Raw genomic sequence first — 22,136 nt, forward strand, 5'->3', positions numbered from 1 at the left:
ATTTAACAGAATTTGCTTGTTTTTGTTAGATATGTTGGGATAATTAACAAAAACCGGCTCACAGCGCTGGGATTTGTTAAATAAAAAGTTTTAATTAACAAAAGCAGTGGCGTCGAAGCGAAATATGTTAAATATATTCGGATATCTAACAAAATCGCGATATTTCTGTTATATAAAATAGGCTGGATGGGTATTTTTATCTTTTTAAAGGATAAAGAACCTTCTGTGCATCTCTTATTTACAAAAAATCAGCTGATCTGTTAGATATATCAAGATAATTAACAAAAAACGGGTTGTAATGCTGGGATTTGTTAAATAAAAATTTATAATTAACAAAAACAGTGGTGTTGAGGCGAAATATGTTAAATAAACCACGATATCTAACAAAATCGCGATTTTTTTGTTAAATAAAATGGGCGGAAAGAGTATTTTTATCTTTTAAGAGGATAAAGACCCTTCAGAGCCTCCCTTATTTACAAAAAAACTGCTAATCTGTTAAATATATCAAGATAATTAACAAAAATCGGATCGCAGCACCGGAATTTGTTAGATAAAAATTTATAATTAACAAAAACGTCGCCGTCGAGGCGAAATATGTTAAATAAAATCCGAAGAAAAACACCAAACCCCTTTAAAGAGTAAAAACACACCAACAACCACGCTGCCTCACTATTACCAAGAGAAAAACCACCCACTGACGCGACACACAGTGGCGTCACATTAACAGTGGGGTCACTTCCATAAAAAAGTCCAGCAGAGTGCTGGACATTTTTTTACTCTACATTGTTTAAGCGTTTTGCTGCGATGAGTGCGTTGTTTAATACCATTGTGATCGTAAGTGGGCCAACACCGCCTGGTACTGGTGTGATGTAGCTAGCGACTTCTTTTGCAGATTCGAAATCGACGTCTCCGACGAGTTTTCCGTCGACGACTGTGTTTCCTACGTCAATCACGATTGCGCCTTCTTTAAGGTCTTTTCCGTGAACGAGTCCTGGTTTTCCTACTGCTGATACTACGACGTCATAGTCTTTTAATTTTTCGACCATGTTTTTTGTGCGTGAGTGCATCAGTGTGACTGTTGCGTTTTCGTTTGTTAATAGTTTAGAAACTGGTTGTCCGACGATATGTGAACGTCCAATTACTGCAACTTCTTTTCCTTCGAGTGATCCTGTATGTTTTAATAACTCCATAATTCCAAGTGGTGTACATGGAATGAACGTTTCTTGTTCTGTGTACATTCGTCCGATGTTTACTGGACTAAATCCATCGACATCTTTCTCCGGAGCGATTGCTTCGAGGACTTTGTTTTCATCTACTTGTTTTGGAAGTGGTACTTGAACTAAAATACCGTGTACGTTGTCGTCTTCATTTAGGCGACGAACTGTGTCTAGTACTTCTTCTTCTGTTGCGTCTTCTTCTAAGTGAATAATACCTGACGACATACCGATTTTTTCTGCGGCTTTATTTTTAGATTTTACATATGATAATGAAGCACCATCGTTACCAACGATAACGACTGTTAAGTTTGGTGTAATTCCTTTTTCTTTTAATGCTTCAACTTGTTCTTGTAAACCTGCTCGGTAATCTTTCGCGATCTCGCGACCGTCTAATAATTCTGCTGTCATGAAATATCCCCCTATATTCGTGTTACTGTTATTATTACAAATTTTTTCAAAAAATTCTACTAAACAAAGGTCGATAAAAAACAACCTATTATTTTCAAAGTGAAAGCGTTTTTTGTATAATAGAAGTACAACAGGTAATTTAGGAGAATGTAAAATGAATGTAGCAGTTATAGGTAGCGGCGGAAGAGAACATGCGATCGTAAAAATGTTAGCAGACTCTAAGGCTGCAGATAAAATCATTGCAATACCTGGTAATGCTGGCATGAATGATATTTGTGAAGTGATGTATAGAGTAGACCCAAATGACTTTGATGCAATTGCAGGTATTTGTATCGAAAGACAAATCGACTGGGTCATTATCGGACCGCCAGAACCACTCGAAAAAGGTTTAGCAGACTTTTTAATCGATGAGTACGGTTTAACTGTTTTTGGCCCACGTAAACACGAGGCTCAAATAGAAACTTCTAAAATATTTACGAAGCAATTACTTAATAAATACAATATCCCAACTGCGGATTATAAAATATTTACAAACTACAACGAAGCAAAAAACTATTTAACAGAATCTGAATATCCAATCGTTATTAAACATGATGGACTCGGTGACAACACGAAAGTTGTCGTCGCACAGTCACAAGATGAAGCGTATGAAGCACTCGATTATATCGCTCAATTTAAAGGAGAAGACACACCTAAAATCGAGCCGATTATTATCGAAGAATATTTAGACGGAGAAGAGTTTTCGTTAATGGTACTCGTCAATGAAGATGTATTTCATCCGTTTGAAATTATCGCTCAAGACCATAAATCTGCGTATAAGCGTGGAGTCGGACCGAATACAAACGGTATGGGAGCATATGCTCCAATCACACACCTTGACGATTCAGTACGCCAAGAAGCGATTGATACACTTGTAAAACCTACAGTTGACGCGATGGTTAAAGAGGGGATGAAATACTTCGGGGTCCTATTTTTAGGAGCGATGCATACAAAAGACGGCGTAAAAGTGTTAGAGTATAACGCACGTTTTGGTGACCCGGAAGCACAAGTGTTAATGAGTATGTTAGAAAACGACTTTTTAAATATGCTTGAAAAGTTAAAACGTAAAGAGTCTTTTGAAATGAAGTGGAAAAAAGGCTTTATGGCAGGTGCTGTACTTGCGACAAAAGACTATCCATATAAAGAAAACGTCGGTCTCGAGTTAGATTTCCCTGAATCTTTAAAAGAGCATATGTATATTAGTGGGCTATCTCAAAAAGAAGATGGCAGTTATATATCAAGTAAAGGACGCGTCCTCATGGTGTGTAACCACGGTAATACAATCGAAGAAGCGTTAAACAAAGTATATAAACACATGAAACAAATCAAATACAATGACGGAGATTTTTACTACCGAGAAGATATCGGTCACCGTGCATTAAATAGCAGTAAAGAGAAAGGCGAGCAGTAGCTCGTCTTTTAATTTGATGATTTACACGTCTCTTTTCTGTATAATATTTAAAGAGGTGAAGTCATGTATAAACGATTTAATGACCACAAAGAGACAATCGCTTGTACGCTACTTGGCGTATTTTTTCTTATACAAGGATTGTTTATATTAATTAACTTTAAAAGTATTACAAATAAACAAGATATTTCCGGGGAAAAGATTAAAAACGTATTTGATTTTATCAATATATTTTTTATAGAGCTTAAAAATATTTTAGGTATTGTGTTTCAGCATTCTATACTGATTACGTTACTGTCAGGCGTTGTCCTTGTCGGACTCGGACTACTGATGTTTAAGTTTGCGAAAGTAATGAATAGAACGACAGCTTACGACCGTCGTTTTATCGTATTCTTTTTTAGTTTAACGTTTGTCATGTTTTTATGGTCGACATTTTTAATGTCACACGTATACGGATGGAGCAGTATTTTATTTTTACTCGCGTTTAGTGTACATATGATTTATAACGTCTTTAATGAGTATTTCGATAAAATATATCGTAAAGCACAATATTTAGTCATTTTATTCTTTTACAGTGTGGCTTATTTTGTTACGCAAAATAGCGTGTACTCTAATATCGATTCTGGGCTTCGTCCAACAGACGTATTATCGATCAACATGTACTACACGATGACGTGGACACTCGCATTACTCACACTATCAGTCGGTGTCTTTTTATCTAAATCAGAAAACATTTTAAAACGACCAGTGAAAGATGAAGAACGAGAAATGTCACGTGTTCACGCGAGACGTAAAATTAAGTTAAACGTAGACGTCAACAAATACTTTACGTTTATGCATGCTGTATACCGTGTGCGTGACAAAGTAATTAACGCTTTTTATAACTTTTTTGAAATTAAGCCGATCCGCTGGGTAAAAGTGAATTACTTTGAACTCGTCTTTGGATTCTTGACGTTAATCGTTATCTTTTTAGAGTTTAACAACCGTAACAACGTCGTATTTGAAGGGCTATTTAAAATTTCAAATGTAAAATATATGTACGAGTGGTTTAACTTAGCGTTAACGTTTCTGCTTGCGGTACTGTATATTTTATTTACAGTGCTTAATACGTTAAAAGATAAAGCATACAACAGACAAATGATTATCATCGTCGCTTTATGGCTAAAAGTAACGACGAGTCTCTTTATAACATTATTTAGAGATGTCGAGTTAAGCATTTTTATATTACCTTTGAATATCTCGCTCGTGTTACTGACAACGCCACTTCTTTTAATGAGTATATTTAAAACATTTAGAGGTGAGAGAAATGATTAAACACGAATATACAGGTCGCATTGATTCAGATCGTAAAGAACGTTTCCACCAAGTCGTTCAGTCGTATACGAATGAAACAAAGTCAGACGTCATCGTCGGATTTATGTCTGACGAAGGTGTGAAACGAAATAAAGGAAGAGTCGGTGCGAAAGAAGCACCGACTAAAATTCGTGAGAGAATGTCGTCAATGGCGTACATGAATGATGTTTATGACATTGGTAGTATTGAGGGTACCGAAGATTTAGAAGCGTCCCAACAACAACTCGGGAATGTCGTATCAAAACTTCTTCAAAATGATAACTTCACTGTAATCTTAGGTGGCGGTCACGAAACAGTTTACGGGCATTACCTAGGCGTAAGAGATGCGTTTAAAGAAGAAAAAATTGCCGTTTTAAATTTAGATGCCCACTTTGATCTTAGAAAAGAACGTAAAAGTTCCGGCACGATGTTTTATGAAATGCTTTCTGAAGACGACAATATCGATTATTACGTCATCGGAATACAACAACTCGGAAACACGTTAACATTATTTGAAACTGCAGATGAATTCGGTGTGAAATACTGGACGCTCGACGAAGTACGACAAAACGAATCACTACTTGACACAATTAAGGGAGAACTCGAAAACTATGATCACGTCTTCATGACGCTATGTATGGATAGCGTTCAAGAAGGAGTGGCACCTGGAACGAGTGCGCCGTCACCAAACGGATTTACTGCTGAAGAAGTCGTTTCGACAGTGAAATATTTCGGAACGTTAAACAATTTAACGTCATTTGACGTTTCAGAAGTATCACCACCACTTGATATCAATGAGCGTACTTCAAGTTTAGCTGCATTCATTGTGTTAACATTACTCACAGAGAAGAATAAATAACATGGAGGAATTTACATGTACGAATATAGTGAACAATTATTAAATGAAAAAATAGAAATCGCACGTGAACTCGTTAAAAAGAAAGCAATTAAATCTGGAATTGCAGCAGCTTTACCTGTCCCTTTACTCGATTTAGGAACAGACGTTAAATATATGACAGAAATTGAAGACGAAATTAACGAAGTATTCGGTGTGACGAAAGAAGAAATCGAAAATAATGCAGACTCTATAAAAACACGTATTATGATTATGTTCTCAAGTGGAGTCGGTGACGTCGTATCTAAGTTTTCTACAAAAGCAATTTTAAAAGTAATCTCTAAAAAGAATAATAAACCGTCGCTTGCAGTTTCTAAAATTGTTACGCATAGTGTAAACGGTGCAGTGAGTTACTTCTTAATGAAAAAACTCGGTGACAACCATATCGATTTTGTCGTTCAACAATTAAAAAAATAAAAAATTAAAGTCTCAGATGAATTTTTTTATGAAATCGTGTACAATTAGTTTAATTCAGATGTTTAAACGACTTGTAAAGGAGAGAGATTATGCAACAAAAGACTTTTTCTATTGTCGATGAAACAGGTATTCATGCGAGACCTGCGACAAAACTTGTGCAAACAGCAACGAAGTTTAAAGCAAACATTGACTTAGAATATAACAGTAAAAAAGTAAACTTAAAGTCTATCATGGGCGTCATGTCACTTGGTGTTGGCAAGGGTGCTGAAATTACGATTCACGCAGACGGTGATGATGAAACAGAAGCGCTTGAAGCAATTCAAAACACATTAGTTCATGAAGGTCTGATAGGTGATGAGTAAACTCACAGGTATTACAGTTGAACCAGGAATCGTTAGTGGAAAAGTTGTCGTCATAAGAGACGTCAACTTTGATATTAACAAGAACGAGGTAGACGCTGCTTCTATTTGGAGAGAGCATCAAAGACTCGATATCGCAATAGAGACATCTAAAAGAGAACTTCGTGTTATTCAAGATAATAGGGAGTTCTCTATTTCTTTAGGTGATGAAGCGATATTAGAAGCACAAATTATGATGCTCGAAGATCCGTACTTTATCGAGGATATTCGAGATGTTATTAACAAAGGGAAGACGGCAGAATACGCGGTTAACTTTGTAAAAGAAGCACTGACGGAATCATTTAATGCAATTGAAGATGCGTATTTACGTGCACGTCGTAACGACGTCATTGACTTAACAGAACGTATTATTGCAAATCTTTTAGATACGCCACGTGTAGACTTTTCACAACTAAATTCTGATACGATTATCGTTGCAAAAGAATTGCCACCGTCTATTACGGCAAGTCTCGATAAAAAGTATATTAAAGGCGTCGTGTTAGAATCCGGTGCAAAACATTCTCACACAGGCTTACTCTTAATGTCAAAGGGAATCCCTGCGTTATTTAACGTCGGTGACGTTTTAAGTTACGCAGAGGACAGCCATTATGCGATTTTAAACAGCGCGGACGGTGTCATTAATTTCTCTCCGACAAAAGAAGAACTAGAAGCAATTTTTCTTATGAAAGAAAACAATGAACAAATCGAACTGACGAAAGATACGTATTCAAAAGATCACGTAAAAATCCGTGTATCTGCTAACGTTTCTGTTCAGTCATCCGTAGAAGAAGCCATTCAATATAAAGCTGATGGCGCGGGGTTAATGCGCACGGAATTCATGTATATGAGTCACAATGATTTCCCAAAAGAGACAGATGAAAATAGAGTTTATGAATCCGTCGTAAAAGCACTAGATGACGTGACGTTTCGATTACTCGATATCGGTGGGGATAAGTTTTTACCTTATCATCCTGAAGAGTTGCTCGATGAAGTCAACCCAGCACTCGGTACCCGTGGAGTAAGATTTTTAAAACTACATGAACGTACACTTCGTCAACAAATCCGTGCGATCATTCGTGCGAGTCGATTTGGTACGGTTAAAATTATGGTGCCGATGGTCACGTCCGTCGAAGAGTTTTTATGGATTAAAAACATCTTAAATGAAGAAAAAATTCATTTACGAATGACAGACAAAATCGATCTCGGTGCGATGATTGAAACACCGGCTGCAGCAATACACGTCGATAGTTTCGCTAAACATGCGGATTTTTTAAGTATCGGAACGAACGATTTAACACAGTTTTTACTTGCGTTTGACCGTACGAGCCCGAACTTTGATTTACTCGCTCAATCGATGCATCCTAGTATTTTTAAAGTGATTCGTAACGTCGTTATGAGCGGGAAAAAATACGATATCCCTGTGTCAATATGCGGTGTGCTCGGCCAAAATTTAGAAGCATTACCGATATTACTTGGACTTGGTATTCGTCATATTAGTATCGATCCTAATAAAATGGTAGAAGTGAAAACTCGTATTTCACAGTTAAAAATTAAACAGCTGCAAAGACTGCGTCCTTTACTCGCACAAATTGAAACAGAAGAAGAACTGCTGTCTATCGCACGCAAACTCGATAAATCAACCTAAATACACTCGTATTTAGGATTTTTTGATTTTAATTATGAATCTTTTGTGAAAGTCTGAACATGTGTACTATACTAGATACAAGAAGTGTTAATAATAGAGGAGGAAAAGTATGGAAGATGTTTTAATTGGTCGAATATTGACTGGTTTAACGTTAGGTGTACATATTCTGTATGCGACAGTAGGAGTAGGAATTCCGTTACTCATTATGGTACTGGAATTTCTAGGCATTAAAAAGAATGATTATCACTACTTAACGATGGCACGTAGAATTGCGATGGGATACACAGTCACTGTTGCCGTAGGTGTTGTTACCGGTACAATTATCGGTCTTCAATTATCATTAATATGGCCACAGTTTATGCAACTTGCCGGTCATATTATTGCGTTACCACTATTCATGGAAACATTTGCGTTTTTCTTTGAAGCGATATTTTTAGGTATTTACTTATATACGTGGGATCGATTTAAAAATCGCTGGCACCACTGGTATTTAACAATTCCAGTCGTACTTGGTGCAGGAATTTCCGCGGTGTTTATTACGATGGTAAATAGCTTTATGAACTCTCCAGCAGGCTTTAAAATCGTTGACGGTGTGTTAAAAAATGTCGATCCTTTAAAAGCGATGTTTAACCCGTCGATGCCAGAACGAGTGTTCCACGTACTCGTTACAGCGTATATGACAGCAGCGTTTATTATGGTGACGATCGCAGCGTTTAACTTATTAAAGTCTAAATTCGATGAAGATCGTGAGTATCACAAAAAAGGCTTAAAAGTGATGATGGTCATTGGTTTAATTATGTCTGGACTCACTTTACTCGCAGGAGATTTATCTGCAAAGTATTTACATAATCATCAACCAGAAAAACTTGCTGCAATGGAGTGGCACTTTGAAACAGAAAGTAACGCGGATTTAATTTTATTTGGTGTACTCGATGAAGAAAACCAAGAAGTGAAAGGTGCACTCAGAATTCCGAGCGCGTTAAGTATTTTATCGGACTGGAAACCGAGTACTGAAGTGACAGGGTTAAACGATATCCCTAAAGATGAATGGCCACCACTTGTCATTCACTATTTCTTTGACGTCATGGTATTCTTTGGAATGTTTGGATTCGGAGCGAGTCTTTTATACTTTATCTTAAAATGGTTAAAACCGGAGTTACTACACAGTAAGTTGATGTTGTATATATATGTCTTAACCGGTCCGTTATCATTTTTAGCAATTGAAGCGGGTTGGTTTACAGCTGAACTTGGTCGTCAGCCATGGATGGTACGTGGATATATGCGCGTCAGTGAAGCGATCACCGAGGCGAGTGGTTTAGGGTTAACGCTAATCCTATTCGGTGTTTTATACTTCGTATTAGTAACGACGACTATTCTCGTGTTAACGCGTATGTTTAAAGATAAATCAGCAAAAGATAGCCAAATTCAATATTATGGTACTGAAAGTTTAGATGAGACTGGAGGTCGATTCTAATGGATTTTGCAACACTAGGTATTACAGTACTTTGGACGTTTTTATACGGATACGTCGTCATTGCATCGATTGACTTTGGTGCAGGGTTTTATAACTTCTATGCAAAATTAACGAATCAAGATAATATTATTACACCGATTATTAACCGCTATTTAAATCCTGTATGGGAAGTCACAAACGTATTCTTCGTATTCTTCTTCGTTGGGATCGTCGGATTTTTCCCGGACTCGGCATACTATTTCGGTACGGTATTGTTGATTCCAGCGTCCATTTCGTTAATCATGTTAGCGATTCGCGGAAGTTATTATGCTTTTAACCAATATTCACAAGGAACGAATATGGTTTGGACGTTTTTATACGGTGTAACAGGGTTATTTATCCCAGCGTCGCTTTCAGTCGCATTAGTCATAGCAGAAGGTGGTTTTATAGAAGAAACTGCTGCTGGACTTGATTTAGACTATGTAGAACTATTTTTTAGCGGGTATACGTGGTCGGTCGTATTTTTAGCAGTCATTTCTGTGTTATATATTTCGAGTGGTTTTTTACTTTTCTATTCGAATCGTGCAAAAGCAAAGCAAGCAGTAGAGTTAACACGTACATGGTTTTTAACATGGACAATTCCAATGCTCGTCATTTCTCAATTTGTGTTCCTAGAGCTTCGCGCAACGAATAGAGAGCACTTTGACAATGCCACACAAAACTATTGGTACTTCTTCTTATGTAGTATTGTATTTATGGCAATCGCGGCTTACTTAGTTTATAAAAAGAAAAATTACGGTGTCGCGTTTGTTATGGTGATGTTACAGTTTGCGTTCGCATTTTTCGGATATGGAATTAGTAAATTACCTTATATTTTATATCCGTTTATAAAACTCGATGCGGTCGTTAACGACTCGATGGCCATCGCACTCGTCATTGTGTTCGTTTTAGGTTTACTATTACTTATTCCAAGTCTTATAATATTAATGAGATTATTCTTATTCGACAAAGATTACGTACAAGGTAAGGAGTAAGTTATGAAAAAAGAATTTGCGGTAATCGGACTCGGAAGATTCGGTTCGAGTATCGTTAAAGAATTACAAAAGTTAAATGTGAACGTTCTTGCGATTGACAAAGATGAAGCGGTTATTAACGAATATAAGGATCTTGTCACTGAAGCGGTGATCGGTAATACGATGGATGAAAACGTCTTAAAAAGTGTAGGTATTACTAACTTCGACCACGTCATCGTTGCGATTGGTGAGAGTATTCAAGGCAGTATTTTAACGACACTTATATTAAAAGACCTCGGATGCGAAAAAGTGACGGTTAAAGCTCAAAATGATTATCACGGTAGAGTGTTAGAAAAAATCGGTGCAGATGCTGTGATTCACCCTGAAAGAGATATCGGGCGATTACTTGCACACCGACTCGTATCGACACATACTCTCGATATACTCGAAATTTCAGATAACCACTCAATCGTAGAATTTAAAGCAGTTGAAGCTTTTACAAATCGTACGCTAGATGAGTTAGACTTTAGAAATAAATTTGGAGTATCCGTATTAGCCATTAAACGACATGAGCACATTATCGTGTCGCCAGATTCGCACACGCCAATTCTTGAAGACGATATTTTAATATTAATTGCAAGCGATGAAGATCTCTCACACTTTGAAATAGTGATGGGGGACAACTAAAAAATACCCGTTACAATTAAGTAACGGGTATTTTCAAGTTTTTATTTATCTTCTAACGTCTCGTCGTTAACTCTCATAATCATTGGTAAAATCATCGGTTTACGATGTGTTTTTTTGTATAAGTAATTCGATAAGTCTTGAATGATGAGTTGTTTGACGTTAAACCATTCGACGTTGTCTTCTTCTAATAATTCTTCGATAGATTCTTTTAGACGTTTTTCTGCACTACGTATCAGTCTAAATGATTCTCTCATATACACAAATCCTCGAGAAATAATGTCTGGACCTGAAAGTAGTGTCTGTGTTTTAAAGTCGATAGATACGACGACGACTGCTAGACCTTCTTCTGAAAGTTCTTTACGGTCACGTAGTACGATATTTCCGATATCTCCAATTCCGATACCGTCTACAAATACTGTTCCAGCTGGTACTTTTCCTGAAATCTCTGCACCGTTTCTATCGATAGATAAGACGTCACCATTTTCCATTAAGAAGATTTTATCTTTATCGACACCTGTGTCGATACCGAGTTCTTTATGGATTTTTTGCATACGGTATTCACCGTGAATAGGCATAAAGTACTCTGGGCGAATGAGTCTAAGCATTAGTTTTTGTTCTTCTTGTGAGCCGTGTCCAGACGTATGGATGTTTGACAACGGTCCATGAATTACGTCTGCACCTGCTTTATAAAGAGCATTAATTGTTTTATTGACACTCATCGTGTTCCCAGGAATAGGTGAGCTACTAAAGACGACTGTATCATCTGGAATGATTGAAATTTGTCTATGTGTACCGTTTGCGATACGAGACAATGCTGCCATCGGTTCACCTTGAGATCCTGTACAAAGGATCATAATTTGGTGTTTTTCGTAACGGTTAATTTCTTTTGCTTCTATGAATGTGTCTACTGGCGCTTTAATATAACCGAGTTCTTGACCGATTTTAATGTTGTTTTCCATACTTCTTCCGAAAACGACAATTTTACGGTTGAATTTTACAGCAGCATCGATTGCTTGTTGAACTCTATAAATGTTAGATGCAAATGTCGCAAATATAATACGACCGGAGCATTGTCTAAAAATATCTTCAACGTTTTGACCGACTTCTTTTTCACTCATTGTGAAATTTGGTACAGTCGCGTTCGTTGAGTCTGATAGAAGTAAAAGTACGCCTTCTTCACCTAAATTGGCCATTTTTGTAATGTTCGCAGGCTCTCCAACCGGTGTAAAGTCAAACTTAAAGTCACCCGTATGGACGATGTTACCTTCAGGTGTTTTTACAACGACACCGTACGCTTCAGGTATAGAGTGCGTCGTTAAGTAAAATTCTACTGACATATGTTCAAACTTTAACACGTCTGACTCAGTAATTGGATTTAATGATGTACAGTGCATTAACTTATGTTCTTCTAATTTGTTTTGAATAAGGCCAAGTGCTAGTGGGCCAGAGTATATAGGCACTGAAATCTCTTTTAATAAAAATGGAATTCCACCGATATGGTCTTCGTGACCATGTGTGACGACGAGAGCTTTGATTTTATGTTCGTTTTCTTTTAAATACGTATAATCCGGTATGACGTAGTCAACGCCAAGTTCATCGTCACTTGGGAATTTAATCCCCGCGTCAATAATAATAATTTCGTCTTTGTATTCCACACAGTAAGTGTTTTTCCCGATCTCCCCAAGTCCACCTAGGGCGAACACTTTTACTTTGGATGTTTGAGTCATTATAGTTTCGTAACCTCAAAGTCTTCGTTATGTTCTTTTTCGTATGCTAAATGATCGGGAGTTAACGCTTCAATGTGCTCTAAAGTGACTTCTTTGTCACCGAAATACTTTCTTACTTGTTCTAAATTTTCTGCTTCAACGTACATTGATTTTGTTTCTTCACGAATAATACGTTGCGTTTTATGATTTTGATAAAATACTTTAAAAATTTCCATTTCAAATAAACTCCTTAAATGTTTTATAAAAAATAAGATGTGCTCGTTCATGAAAGCACATCTTCAACCGGATAGATATCCTTTTATACTAAGTTGCCAACTGCCATTTCGGCTTTTAGATGTTATTGAACATGTCAATTTGTGCTCATTTTCATAAACACAATTCGTACCTTTATACTTAAGTTTATTCTACCTCATAGACGAATGTGTTGCAAAGACTTTATAATAATAATAAAGGGGGTAAGGCAATGGATGCTTTACAAATTTACGATACGATTCGCCGTGAGATGGCGCGTGAAGATAAACGCGTCGATTTCATAGAGTTTAACGTAAGAAATGACATGTACATTATGAATTTAATTTATGATTATGTGACTTCAAATACGTACGAACATCACTTTATACCACATGAGGCAGATCCACTTATTTTAAACGAAGAGACGTACGAACAACTCATCGATATTTTAAACGATAAAGGAATTCGTTACGTCACTAGAAATGACGATTTTATTTAATCTTCAAATGGTACTGCACCTTCATGCGGCTCGTTTGGATTTTCTTGATCGATATGGTCATAGAACATCACACCGTTTAAGTGGTCCATCTCGTGTTGAAGGACGATTGCAAGTAATCCTTTTGCTTTAATTTCAATTTTATTGCCGTCAATATCTAATGCAGATACTCTAAAACGTTTATAGCGGTGGACGATTCCGTCGATATCTTCATCGACACTTAAACATCCTTCTCCACCTGGAAGATATGTCTCTTGTACAGAGTGACTCACTAATTTCGGATTAATGAGCATATAATCATACACTGGTTCGTTCATTTCATCTGTAATGTAAATCGCGATCATACGTTTATCGATATTCACTTGCGGTGCTGCAAGTCCAACACCTGCTCTTAAATTATATTTTTGAGCGGTTTTTTCATCTTGTGACATTACTAAATACTCACGCATTTCACGTAATTGACGTTTTGTCTCTTCGTCAATTTCAGTGACTTCTTTTACTTTTGTTCTTAATATTGGATGTCCATCTCTAACAATATCATCCATTGTAAGCATAAAATCTCTCCTAAGCTAAAATTCATTTTTTAATTATACATTATATTATAGAAGTATGACAAAAAGAGTTACTGATACGTCCAAAATACTATATAATGAAACAGAAGTACCGTTTAAAAGTCGATATCTTTTAAATGCGTGAATACTTTATGTTATTATTACTGTAAGCATTTTTATGAAAGGTATGGTGAAGAAGTATGGCACCGAAGAAAAAAGGATTCGATCCGGTTGCTCAATTACAAGATATTGAGGCGTCATTTGAACTTTTTCAAATTTTAGATGAGGAAGGTAAAGTCGTAAATAAAAACGAAATGCCTGAACTCTCTGATGATGAATTAGTGGAGATTATGACGCGAATGGTGTGGACGAGAGTATTAGACGAGCGTTCTACGTCTTTAAACCGTCAAGGTAGACTTGGGTTCTACGCACCAACGGCTGGACAAGAAGCATCACAAATTGCAAGTCATTTTGCAATTGAAAAAGGGGACTATGTTTTACCAGGGTACCGTGATGTCCCACAATTAATTTGGCATGGTTTACCGTTATACAAAGCATTCTTATTCTCAAGAGGGCATTATGAAGGTAACCAGTTCCCAGAAGGTGTAAATGCTTTAAGCCCGCAGATTATTATCGGGGCACAGTACGTGCAAACGGCTGGTGTCGCTTTAGGTCTTAAAAAGAGAGAAAAAGAAAACGTCGTAATTACGTATACTGGTGACGGTGGTACGTCTCAAGGTGACTTCTATGAAGGTATTAACTTTGCAGGCGCTTATAAAGCACCAGCGATTTTCGTCGTTCAAAATAACCAATATGCAATCTCAACACCGAGATCTTTACAAACAGCTGCTAAAACGTTAGCGCAAAAAGGTGTTGCAGCAGGTATTCCATCTGTTCAAGTGGACGGAATGGACGCACTTGCAGTTTATAAAGTAACAAAAGATGCACGTGACCGTGCAATTAAAGGTGAAGGACCAACTCTTATCGAAACAGTATGTTACCGTTACGGTGCACACACACTGTCAGGAGATGACCCAACACGTTATAGAAAACAAGATGAAGACGATGCATGGGCGAAAAAAGACCCAATCGTTCGTTTCAGAAAGTTCTTAGAAGAAAAAGAATTATGGAACGAAGAGAAAGAAAAAGAAGTGATTGAGCGTGCGCGTGAAGAAGTTAAAGAAGCGATTAAAGAAGCAGATAAAGTAGCGCCACAAACGATCACAGGTTTAATGGATTTAATGTATGAAGAAAATCCATCAAACGTTGTAGAGCAATATGAATACTACAAAGGGAAGGAGTCATAATCAATGGCTGAATTAACGATGATTCAAGCGATTACTGAAGCGATGCGTACAGAACTTAAAAATGACGAAAACGTACTCGTGTTTGGAGAGGACGTTGGAGTTAATGGTGGTGTATTCTTAGCGACTCAAGGATTACAAGAAGAGTTTGGAGTCGACCGTGTATTTGACACACCACTTGCAGAGAGTGCAATCGCATCACTCGGTTTAGGTTTAACATTAGAAGGATATCGTCCGGTTGTTGAAATCCAGTTCTTCGGATTCTTATTTGAAGCGATGGATGGAATTGCTGGACAAATTGCACGTCATAGATACCGTTCAGGCGGTTCTAAAAAGACTCCTATCGTAGTTCGTGCACCATTTGGTGGTGGAGTAAACACACCAGAATTACACGCAGACTCACTTGAAGGTCTCATGGCACAAACGCCTGGTTTACGTGTAGTAATTCCATCAACACCAAGCGATGCAAAAGGACTACTCATCTCAGCAATTCGCTCAGATGACCCTGTAATTTTCTTAGAGCATATGAAGTTATACCGTTCATTCCGTGAAGAAGTACCTGAAGAGGCTTACGAAGTGGAAATTGGTAAAGCAGCGGTTCGTCGTGAAGGTGACGATGTGACATTAATCGCTTATGGTGCGATGGTTCACGAAGCACTTCATGCTGCTGAAGAGTTAGAAAAAGAAAATATTTCTGCAGAAGTGATCGACTTAAGAACAGTATCTCCAGTCGACTACGAAACACTTGTTAAATCTGTAGAGAAAACAAATCGTGCAGTCGTGATTCAAGAAGCTCAGCACCAAGCAGGTGTTGGTGGACAAGTCACAGCTGAGTTACAAGAACGTACAATTCTTTCGTTAGAAGCACCTATTTTACGTGTAAGCGCGCCAGACACAGTGTATCCATTCACTGCAGCTGAAAAAGTATGGCTGCCTGGAAAAGATGAAATTATCGAAAAAGCGAAAGAAGTTATCAATTTCTAAAACTTAGGGGGGAAATTCATGGCTTATGAAGTGAAACTTCATGATATCGGTGAAGGAATTCATGAAGGTGAAATTGCGAAGTGGTTCATCAATGAAGGTGACCAAATTGAAGAGGATGATACACTCGTAGAGATCGCAAACGACAAAGCAGTCGTAGAAATGCCATCTCCAGTATCAGGTACAATTCAAAAGATTCACGTCGCAGAAGGAGAAGTGACGACAGTCGGGACAGTACTTGTAACGATTGATGACGGTAGTGAAGATACGCCGTCAGAAGACACATCTTCTGACTCAGAAAAAGAAGAAGATAAAAAAGAAGAGCCTGTAAAAGAAGAAAAAGAAGAGAAAACTGAAGAAAAATCAGAATCTAAAGAGGAAGGTTCTACAGATAAACGATTCGTAAAAGCGATGCCTTCAGTTCGTAAATTTGCTCGTGAAAACGACGTAGATATTACGAAAGTAACAGGTACAGGAAAACACGACCGCATTACTAAAGCGGACGTTGAAGCATTTATGAATGGTGGCGCTGAAGAAGCAGCAGATACTGCAGAAACTAAATCTGAAGAAACATCTAAACAAAGTGTAACGACGGTAACTAAAGACCGTGAAACACGCGAGAAGATGACGTCGATTCGCCGTACGATCGCTAAAGCGATGGTGAGTAGTAAACAGACGTCTCCACACGTTACAAACATCGACGAAGTAATCGTAGACAACCTTTACGAACACCGTCAGAAGTTTAAAGGATATGCTGAAGAACAAGGTACGAAATTAACGTACTTACCATATGTCGTTAAAGCACTCGTATCTGCGCTGAAGAAATATCCTGAGTTAAACACATCAGTAGATAGTGAAACCGATGAAATTATCCATAAACACTACTACGATATCGGTATTGCTGCAGACACTGACCGTGGGTTAGTCGTTCCAGTAATTAGAGATGCAAATGCAAAATCTATTTTTGAAATTTCAGATGATATTATGGAACTTGCAACAAAAGCGAGAGATGGTAAACTGACAATGGAAGAAATGCAAGGCGGAAGCATGTCGATTTCTAACCTCGGATCTGAAGGAGGTAAATGGTTTACTCCAGTAATTAACCAACCTGAAGTTGCGATCTTAGGAATTGGACGTATTGAAGAACAACCTGTCGTTGTAGATGGTGAAGTTGTTCCTGCACGCGTACTTGCGATTTCTATTAGTTACGACCATAGAGTAATCGATGGTGCAGTAGCGCAAAGAGCTTTAAATCACATTAAGAAATTACTAAATAATCCTGATTTACTATTAATGGAGGGGTAAAATAATGGTTGTAGGAGATTTTGCAATCGAAGTAGATACAGTCGTCATTGGTGCTGGTCCAGGAGGATACGTAGCAGCAATTCGTGCGGCTCAGTTAGGACAAAAAGTTGTACTCGTTGAGAAAGACACAGTAGGAGGCGTATGCTTAAACGTTGGTTGTATTCCATCTAAAGCATTAATCGCTTCATCACACAGATATCAAGATGCTAAAAACTCTGAAGATATGGGTGTTAAAGTTAAAGACGTAAAATTAGATTTCTCTAAAGTACAAGAGTTTAAAGGTAAAGTCGTCGACCAACTTGTTGGAGGAGTAGAATCACTACTTAAAGGTAACAAAGTTGAAGTTGTTAAAGGTGAAGCTTACTTCTCTGGTAAAAACAGCATTAAAGTTGCGACTGAAAACCAATCACAAACGTATGAGTTTAAACATGCGATTGTAGCGACAGGTTCTCGTCCGATTGAAATCCCAGGATTTGCATTTGGTGATCGTGTACTCGATTCAACAGGTGCACTTAACTTAGAAAAATTACCTAAAAAACTTGTTGTTATCGGTGGAGGATATATCGGTACTGAACTTGGTACTGCATATGCAAACTTAGGTACTGAGGTAACAATTTTAGAAGGTATGAAAGATATCTTAGGTGGTTTCGAAAGAAACATGACATCACTTGTTAAACGTAACCTTAAGAAAAAAGACGTTAAAGTTGTGACTGAGGCGATGGCAAAATCTGCTGAAGAAACAAAAGATGGCGTTAAAGTTACGTATGAAGATAAAAAAGGTAACACTGAGACAATCGAAGCAGACTACGTATTAGTTACTGTAGGTCGTCGTCCAAATACAGACGAACTTGGTTTAGAAGATATCGGTGTTAAATTAACAGACAGAGGACTAGTTGAAGTAGATAAACAAGGTCGTTCATCTGTTGATTCAATCTTTGCAATTGGTGATATCGTACCTGGGTTACCACTTGCACATAAAGCAAGCTACGAAGCTAAAGTTGCTGCTGAAGCAATCGCTGGTGAAAAATCTGAAGTAGATTACATCGGTATGCCTGCAGTGTGCTTCACAGAGCCTGAACTTGCATCAGTTGGTATTAACGAAACTGAAGCAAAAGAAGAAGGACTCGACATCGTTACAGGCCGTTTCCCATTTGCAGCAAATGGTCGTGCAATCGGTTTAAACAAAACAGATGGTTTCGTAAAACTCGTTGCGCGTAAAGAAGACGGATTAGTAATCGGTGCTCAAGTAGCTGGTGACGGCGCGTCAGACATCATTTCTGAACTTGCATTAGCAGTTGAAACAGGAATGACATTAGAAGACGTTGCATTAACAATTCACCCGCACCCAACATTAGGTGAAATGCCTATGGAAGCGGCTGAAGCAGCTCTTGGACGTCCAATCCACTCATTATAATTAACAAAAGCGCTCAGATGAGCGCTTTTTTCTTTGGAGGTTTTTACAGATGGAATATAGTTACCCACTTGATTTAGACTGGTCAACAGAAGAAATGATTGCAGTAACTCATTTTTATCAGACGATAGAAAAGGGGTATGAATCAGGTGTGACTCATAATGAGTTACAGACTGCCTATCAATCTTTTAAAGAAATTGTACCGAGTAAAGCAGAAGAAAAAACATTATTTAACGCGTTTGAGAAAGCATCAGGTTATCACCCTTGGGGACTTATTAAAGAGTTAAAAGATACGAATTCAAATGATATTATAAAAAAATAAATTGATTTAAATAATATGTCTAAAAAAATATTAAATAGGGTATAATCAAGAAACAACAGAAACATATTGGAGTGAAGATTATGGCAAAACGAGATTACACCGTGAGAGTTGAACCGATTTCACGCGTGCCTGAAAAAATTATCGGTTGGATTGGTTGGATTGCGCTACTCGCAGTCGTTTTATTAATTGCCTACGTATCGTATGCGATTGGAAACGATCCACAATTTATGAATATTATTGAAGAAGAAGCGAGACGAGCAGCAGTAGAAGAGGGAGTTAACCCTCAAGAAGTAACAGATCTTCTCGTAGGAATGCTTAGTAAATTATGGCTTCTTAGCTTAATTGGAGTAATTCCGTTAATTATTTCATTTATCGGTTTAGTGAAAATGAAAAAGAGAATCTTAGCAGGTTCATTACTCTTAATTACAGCAATCATTATTGCACCATTTGTCGTAACATTATTCTCATCATTAATGTTCGTCATTGCAGCTGTATTATTATTTGTACGTAAAGATAAAGAAACGATTATCAATGATTATAATGATCGTCAAGTATCACCGACTTATGAAGACGATACACGTGTCGCTAAAAGACCGGAAACACGTCCGGTACCAGTAGTTACTGAAGACGAAGATTTAGAGAAAACACGTATGTTTACAGCAGTAGACGAAGAGGATTATAAAGACTTTGGCTACGATGAAGATTTATCGTCACTGGATGATTTAGACAACGATGCAAAACGTACGAGAAGAGAAAACCTCGATAAGAGAAATGAAGAGTAATCTATAAGCAACTACTTTTGTAGTTGCTTTTTAATTTTAAAAAAGAGCCGGTTAGACCGACTCTTCTTCCACATAAAATGTATGCAGTGTATTGAACACGTTTTTTAGTTCTTCTAAGAACGTTTCGTCTGATGTTAATACTGGATCATTTTTATCGTAAAACTTACCGATCATTAACTCTCCAGATTTTACCGTTTTTAAACGTTCGATTGCTTTTTTAACGTCGTCTTCTTTTAAATCTTTTATAAACATCTTTTCAGGTTTCATATGATTTTTTGTAATAAAATATCCGTCACCTAAATTTAAAATATCATCGACTTGATTTATTAAACGGTCGGCCATATATTCTTTTGACGGTGCTTCATAAATAATACCGTACTGACAAAACGCATGGTCTTTAAATAGTCCAATTTGAAAGTGCGGTAACATTTTATATCCACGTTTATTCGTACTAAACGCAACCCAAGAATCAATCGGTGGGTTCACTTTACGGCGTGCATGTTGTGCGACGTGTGTAAAATGTGTGTCATCCGTCATTTCTGTTAAGTAATCACTAAAATATTCACCTAAATTTTCAAGCTTAACTCGTGCGTGCTTTTTTAGTTCAGACATTGTTTTTTCGAGTGTATCATGTGTAAATACATCGAAATCTTCTTCAGTAAATGTGTAGTTCATCGTCTCTTCCTCCAACAATTCGTTAGCTTTATGATAAAATAATAATGAGTAATCATCAAATAATTGAGGTGAAGTAAATGGATGTATATGAATTTGCAAAATCATTAATACGAGACGCTGGAGATTTTATTGAAACGAGACGACTTGAAGGCTTTGAAGTAATGAGAAAGACTGGACCACATGATTTAGTCACACCAGTAGATAAAGAAACTGAAGAATTTATTTATAAGCGTATTAAAGCACAGTTCCCTGAACACAATATCGTTGGTGAAGAGACATATGGTAAAGACGTTAAAACGTTAAAAGGGTTTACGTGGATTGTCGACCCGATTGACGGTACAGTAAACTTCATTAACCAAAACGATAACTTTGCGATTTCTGTCGGTATATATAAAGACGAAGAACCGTATTGTGGACTTGTGTATGACGTAGCGAATAAAGTACTCTATCACTCAAAAGTTGGTGAAGGCGCTTATAGAAATAGCGAGAAAATTAAAGAAGTTGACTATCAGCCATTAGACAATACAATCGTCGGCGTGAGTCATAAATGGTTATTAAAAGACGACGTGAGACATTTCTTTATCGAACTAGTCGATAAAGCACGATCTGTACGAAATAGAGGAAGCGCAGCACTCGACTTTACGTCAGTCGCTGATGGGAAATTTGGAGCTGTCGTATTTTACGAACTCTTCCCATGGGATTATGCCGGGGGTAGAATTTTAACAAATGAACTCGGACTAAAATGTGTGACGTTAACAGGTGAAGACGTTCCAGAACTTGAAGCATCGAGTGTCGTATGTGGGCATGAGAAATTAGTCGATGAAATACTCGAGATATTTGATCACGAATCATTTAAAGAAGTACACGACAAATTCTTTATTAAATAAAAAATTCCCCGCTCGTATTGAGGTGCACCCCTAAAGTTGGACACTAAAATCCAACTTTAGGGGTGTTTTTGTATGAAGTATAAAAAGCATAGCTTTGAATTTAAGGTAAAAGTAGTTAATGAATATTTAAATGAAGCAGGAGGATATAAATTTTTAGGTGAAAAGCATAATGTGGATAGATCGCTTGTTCAAACATGGGTAAAACAATACAACACATATGGCTATCAGGGCCTCACTAAATCTTTAAGTAATACTCAATATACTAGTGAATTTAAGCGAGCTGTTTTAAAATATAGAGAAGAAAATCAATTGTCYTATAGAGAAACAGCGGAAYACTTTGGTATCAAGMATTTTTCAAYAATCGCTAACTGGAATCGCAAGATTCAAGAAGGTGGCCCAGCTGCTCTAGAGGGCAAACAAGGGAGACCAATAAAACATATGCCTAATAAAGAAMATAACCAAAAACAAGTATCGAAGAGTGAACCACTGAATGAAACAGAACGCGAAGAGTTAGAACGTCTAAGAGAAGAACTAAGAATGAAAGAACTGGAA

General features: G+C 37.4%; 23 protein-coding genes. 18 read left to right on the forward strand and 5 right to left on the reverse strand.

The window, feature by feature from the left end:
- Positions 1–773: 773 nt before the first annotated feature.
- Positions 774–1,625 (reverse strand): bifunctional methylenetetrahydrofolate dehydrogenase/methenyltetrahydrofolate cyclohydrolase FolD, encoded by an 852-nt coding sequence (gene folD / locus BBS29_RS00480; RefSeq protein WP_040929293.1) that lies wholly within the window; start codon positions 1,623–1,625, stop codon positions 774–776.
- Between the two features lie 154 nt (positions 1,626–1,779).
- On the opposite strand from folD, the gene purD reads away from it, so the two are divergent.
- The 9 genes from purD (at position 1,780) to BBS29_RS00525 (ending at position 10,912) form a co-directional block, all read left to right on the forward strand.
- A complete protein-coding gene (purD, locus tag BBS29_RS00485) occupies positions 1,780–3,075 on the forward strand; it encodes a phosphoribosylamine--glycine ligase (protein WP_068127985.1) in 1,296 nt (431 codons plus the stop codon).
- A gap of 63 nt (positions 3,076–3,138) precedes the next feature.
- Positions 3,139–4,386 (forward strand): lipoteichoic acid stability factor AuxA, encoded by a 1,248-nt coding sequence (gene auxA, locus BBS29_RS00490; RefSeq protein WP_068127988.1) that lies wholly within the window; start codon positions 3,139–3,141, stop codon positions 4,384–4,386.
- Positions 4,379–5,263, forward strand: a complete 885-nt coding sequence (gene hutG / locus BBS29_RS00495) for a formimidoylglutamase (RefSeq protein WP_068127990.1) — start codon at positions 4,379–4,381, stop codon at positions 5,261–5,263. Before auxA ends, hutG begins: the two co-directional genes overlap by 8 nt.
- 15 nt (positions 5,264–5,278) lie before the next feature.
- Complete coding sequence (locus tag BBS29_RS00500) at positions 5,279–5,716, forward strand: hypothetical protein (protein ID WP_068127995.1); 438 nt, start codon at positions 5,279–5,281, stop codon at positions 5,714–5,716.
- A gap of 89 nt (positions 5,717–5,805) precedes the next feature.
- On the forward strand, positions 5,806–6,078 hold the full coding sequence (locus tag BBS29_RS00505; RefSeq protein WP_068127998.1) for a phosphocarrier protein HPr: 273 nt from the start codon (positions 5,806–5,808) through the stop codon (positions 6,076–6,078).
- The gene (ptsP, locus tag BBS29_RS00510) at positions 6,071–7,759 is read left to right on the forward strand and encodes a phosphoenolpyruvate--protein phosphotransferase (protein ID WP_068128001.1); all 1,689 of its coding nucleotides are present in this window, start codon (positions 6,071–6,073) and stop codon (positions 7,757–7,759) included. Before BBS29_RS00505 ends, ptsP begins: the two co-directional genes overlap by 8 nt.
- A gap of 109 nt (positions 7,760–7,868) precedes the next feature.
- A complete protein-coding gene (locus tag BBS29_RS00515; RefSeq protein WP_068128003.1) occupies positions 7,869–9,233 on the forward strand; it encodes a cytochrome ubiquinol oxidase subunit I in 1,365 nt (454 codons plus the stop codon).
- Entirely contained in the window at positions 9,233–10,246 is a 1,014-nt protein-coding gene (locus BBS29_RS00520) for a cytochrome d ubiquinol oxidase subunit II (RefSeq protein ID WP_068128007.1), read from the forward strand. Before BBS29_RS00515 ends, BBS29_RS00520 begins: the two co-directional genes overlap by 1 nt.
- A 3-nt stretch (positions 10,247–10,249) precedes the next feature.
- Positions 10,250–10,912 carry a potassium channel family protein gene (locus BBS29_RS00525; RefSeq protein ID WP_068128012.1) on the forward strand — a complete coding sequence of 221 codons (663 nt, stop codon included), beginning with the start codon at positions 10,250–10,252 and terminating at the stop codon, positions 10,910–10,912.
- Between the two features lie 41 nt (positions 10,913–10,953).
- Here the strand turns inward: BBS29_RS00525 and rnjA are convergent, their stop codons facing one another.
- Together rnjA and BBS29_RS00535 are read right to left on the reverse strand one after the other, a co-directional pair.
- On the reverse strand, positions 10,954–12,639 hold the full coding sequence (gene rnjA, locus BBS29_RS00530; RefSeq protein ID WP_068128014.1) for a ribonuclease J1: 1,686 nt from the start codon (positions 12,637–12,639) through the stop codon (positions 10,954–10,956).
- On the reverse strand, positions 12,639–12,854 hold the full coding sequence (locus tag BBS29_RS00535) for an RNA polymerase epsilon subunit (protein ID WP_068128017.1): 216 nt from the start codon (positions 12,852–12,854) through the stop codon (positions 12,639–12,641). Before BBS29_RS00535 ends, rnjA begins: the two co-directional genes overlap by 1 nt.
- A gap of 248 nt (positions 12,855–13,102) precedes the next feature.
- Here BBS29_RS00535 and BBS29_RS00540 point away from each other — a divergent pair, with 248 nt between their 5' ends.
- Positions 13,103–13,369: a hypothetical protein gene (locus tag BBS29_RS00540; protein WP_068128018.1), complete on the forward strand. Its 267-nt coding sequence runs from the start codon at positions 13,103–13,105 to the stop codon at positions 13,367–13,369.
- On the opposite strand, the gene def is transcribed toward BBS29_RS00540, so the two are convergent.
- Entirely contained in the window at positions 13,366–13,920 is a 555-nt protein-coding gene (gene def, locus BBS29_RS00545) for a peptide deformylase (RefSeq protein WP_068128020.1), read from the reverse strand. The two genes, BBS29_RS00540 and def, sit on opposite strands and share 4 nt — an antisense overlap.
- 197 nt (positions 13,921–14,117) lie before the next feature.
- Between def and pdhA the strand changes: the two genes are divergently transcribed.
- From pdhA to BBS29_RS00575, 6 genes are all read left to right on the forward strand, one after another.
- Positions 14,118–15,224: a pyruvate dehydrogenase (acetyl-transferring) E1 component subunit alpha gene (gene pdhA / locus BBS29_RS00550; protein ID WP_068128023.1), complete on the forward strand. Its 1,107-nt coding sequence runs from the start codon at positions 14,118–14,120 to the stop codon at positions 15,222–15,224.
- A gap of 3 nt (positions 15,225–15,227) precedes the next feature.
- Positions 15,228–16,205 (forward strand): alpha-ketoacid dehydrogenase subunit beta, encoded by a 978-nt coding sequence (locus tag BBS29_RS00555; protein ID WP_040929276.1) that lies wholly within the window; start codon positions 15,228–15,230, stop codon positions 16,203–16,205.
- 18 nt (positions 16,206–16,223) lie between these two features.
- Positions 16,224–17,507, forward strand: coding sequence for a dihydrolipoamide acetyltransferase family protein (locus BBS29_RS00560; RefSeq protein WP_068128027.1), 1,284 nt, complete (start codon positions 16,224–16,226; stop codon positions 17,505–17,507).
- 4 nt (positions 17,508–17,511) lie between these two features.
- Positions 17,512–18,921: a dihydrolipoyl dehydrogenase gene (lpdA, locus tag BBS29_RS00565; protein ID WP_040929274.1), complete on the forward strand. Its 1,410-nt coding sequence runs from the start codon at positions 17,512–17,514 to the stop codon at positions 18,919–18,921.
- Positions 18,922–18,970: 49 nt separating this feature from the next.
- A complete protein-coding gene (locus BBS29_RS00570) occupies positions 18,971–19,240 on the forward strand; it encodes a UPF0223 family protein (RefSeq protein WP_068128030.1) in 270 nt (89 codons plus the stop codon).
- Positions 19,241–19,320: 80 nt separating this feature from the next.
- Positions 19,321–20,022 carry a DUF4064 domain-containing protein gene (locus BBS29_RS00575; protein WP_068128034.1) on the forward strand — a complete coding sequence of 234 codons (702 nt, stop codon included), beginning with the start codon at positions 19,321–19,323 and terminating at the stop codon, positions 20,020–20,022.
- Positions 20,023–20,073: 51 nt separating this feature from the next.
- Here BBS29_RS00575 and BBS29_RS00580 read toward each other — a convergent pair whose 3' ends face one another.
- Entirely contained in the window at positions 20,074–20,697 is a 624-nt protein-coding gene (locus tag BBS29_RS00580; protein ID WP_068128038.1) for a YktB family protein, read from the reverse strand.
- 77 nt (positions 20,698–20,774) lie between these two features.
- On the opposite strand from BBS29_RS00580, the gene BBS29_RS00585 reads away from it, so the two are divergent.
- Both BBS29_RS00585 and BBS29_RS00590 read left to right on the forward strand, forming a co-directional pair.
- Positions 20,775–21,584 (forward strand): inositol monophosphatase family protein, encoded by an 810-nt coding sequence (locus BBS29_RS00585; protein WP_068128041.1) that lies wholly within the window; start codon positions 20,775–20,777, stop codon positions 21,582–21,584.
- 72 nt (positions 21,585–21,656) lie between these two features.
- The coding region (locus BBS29_RS00590; protein WP_068128044.1) for a helix-turn-helix domain-containing protein at positions 21,657–22,136 on the forward strand (480 nt) is incomplete at its 3' end.

This window comes from Nosocomiicoccus ampullae, assembly GCF_001696685.1.
Lineage (GTDB): Bacteria > Bacillota > Bacilli > Staphylococcales > Salinicoccaceae > Nosocomiicoccus > Nosocomiicoccus ampullae_A.

Bases quoted from the DNA above. Each gene is read 5' to 3' on its own strand.
- hutG (WP_068127990.1), top strand. From the start codon at position 4,379: ATGATTAAACACGAATATACAGGTCGCATTGATTCAGATCGTAAAGAA.
- BBS29_RS00580 (WP_068128038.1), bottom strand. From the start codon at position 20,697: ATGAACTACACATTTACTGAAGAAGATTTCGATGTATTTACACATGAT.
- ptsP (WP_068128001.1), top strand. From the start codon at position 6,071: ATGAGTAAACTCACAGGTATTACAGTTGAACCAGGAATCGTTAGTGGA.
- BBS29_RS00515 (WP_068128003.1), top strand. From the start codon at position 7,869: ATGGAAGATGTTTTAATTGGTCGAATATTGACTGGTTTAACGTTAGGT.
- folD (WP_040929293.1), bottom strand. From the start codon at position 1,625: ATGACAGCAGAATTATTAGACGGTCGCGAGATCGCGAAAGATTACCGA.
- BBS29_RS00520 (WP_068128007.1), top strand. From the start codon at position 9,233: ATGGATTTTGCAACACTAGGTATTACAGTACTTTGGACGTTTTTATAC.
- BBS29_RS00575 (WP_068128034.1), top strand. From the start codon at position 19,321: ATGGCAAAACGAGATTACACCGTGAGAGTTGAACCGATTTCACGCGTG.
- pdhA (WP_068128023.1), top strand. From the start codon at position 14,118: ATGGCACCGAAGAAAAAAGGATTCGATCCGGTTGCTCAATTACAAGAT.
- BBS29_RS00560 (WP_068128027.1), top strand. From the start codon at position 16,224: ATGGCTTATGAAGTGAAACTTCATGATATCGGTGAAGGAATTCATGAA.
- BBS29_RS00570 (WP_068128030.1), top strand. From the start codon at position 18,971: ATGGAATATAGTTACCCACTTGATTTAGACTGGTCAACAGAAGAAATG.
- BBS29_RS00555 (WP_040929276.1), top strand. From the start codon at position 15,228: ATGGCTGAATTAACGATGATTCAAGCGATTACTGAAGCGATGCGTACA.
- BBS29_RS00505 (WP_068127998.1), top strand. From the start codon at position 5,806: ATGCAACAAAAGACTTTTTCTATTGTCGATGAAACAGGTATTCATGCG.
- rnjA (WP_068128014.1), bottom strand. From the start codon at position 12,639: ATGACTCAAACATCCAAAGTAAAAGTGTTCGCCCTAGGTGGACTTGGG.
- auxA (WP_068127988.1), top strand. From the start codon at position 3,139: ATGTATAAACGATTTAATGACCACAAAGAGACAATCGCTTGTACGCTA.
- lpdA (WP_040929274.1), top strand. From the start codon at position 17,512: ATGGTTGTAGGAGATTTTGCAATCGAAGTAGATACAGTCGTCATTGGT.
- BBS29_RS00585 (WP_068128041.1), top strand. From the start codon at position 20,775: ATGGATGTATATGAATTTGCAAAATCATTAATACGAGACGCTGGAGAT.
- BBS29_RS00540 (WP_068128018.1), top strand. From the start codon at position 13,103: ATGGATGCTTTACAAATTTACGATACGATTCGCCGTGAGATGGCGCGT.
- def (WP_068128020.1), bottom strand. From the start codon at position 13,920: ATGCTTACAATGGATGATATTGTTAGAGATGGACATCCAATATTAAGA.
- BBS29_RS00525 (WP_068128012.1), top strand. From the start codon at position 10,250: ATGAAAAAAGAATTTGCGGTAATCGGACTCGGAAGATTCGGTTCGAGT.
- BBS29_RS00500 (WP_068127995.1), top strand. From the start codon at position 5,279: ATGTACGAATATAGTGAACAATTATTAAATGAAAAAATAGAAATCGCA.
- purD (WP_068127985.1), top strand. From the start codon at position 1,780: ATGAATGTAGCAGTTATAGGTAGCGGCGGAAGAGAACATGCGATCGTA.
- BBS29_RS00535 (WP_068128017.1), bottom strand. From the start codon at position 12,854: ATGGAAATTTTTAAAGTATTTTATCAAAATCATAAAACGCAACGTATT.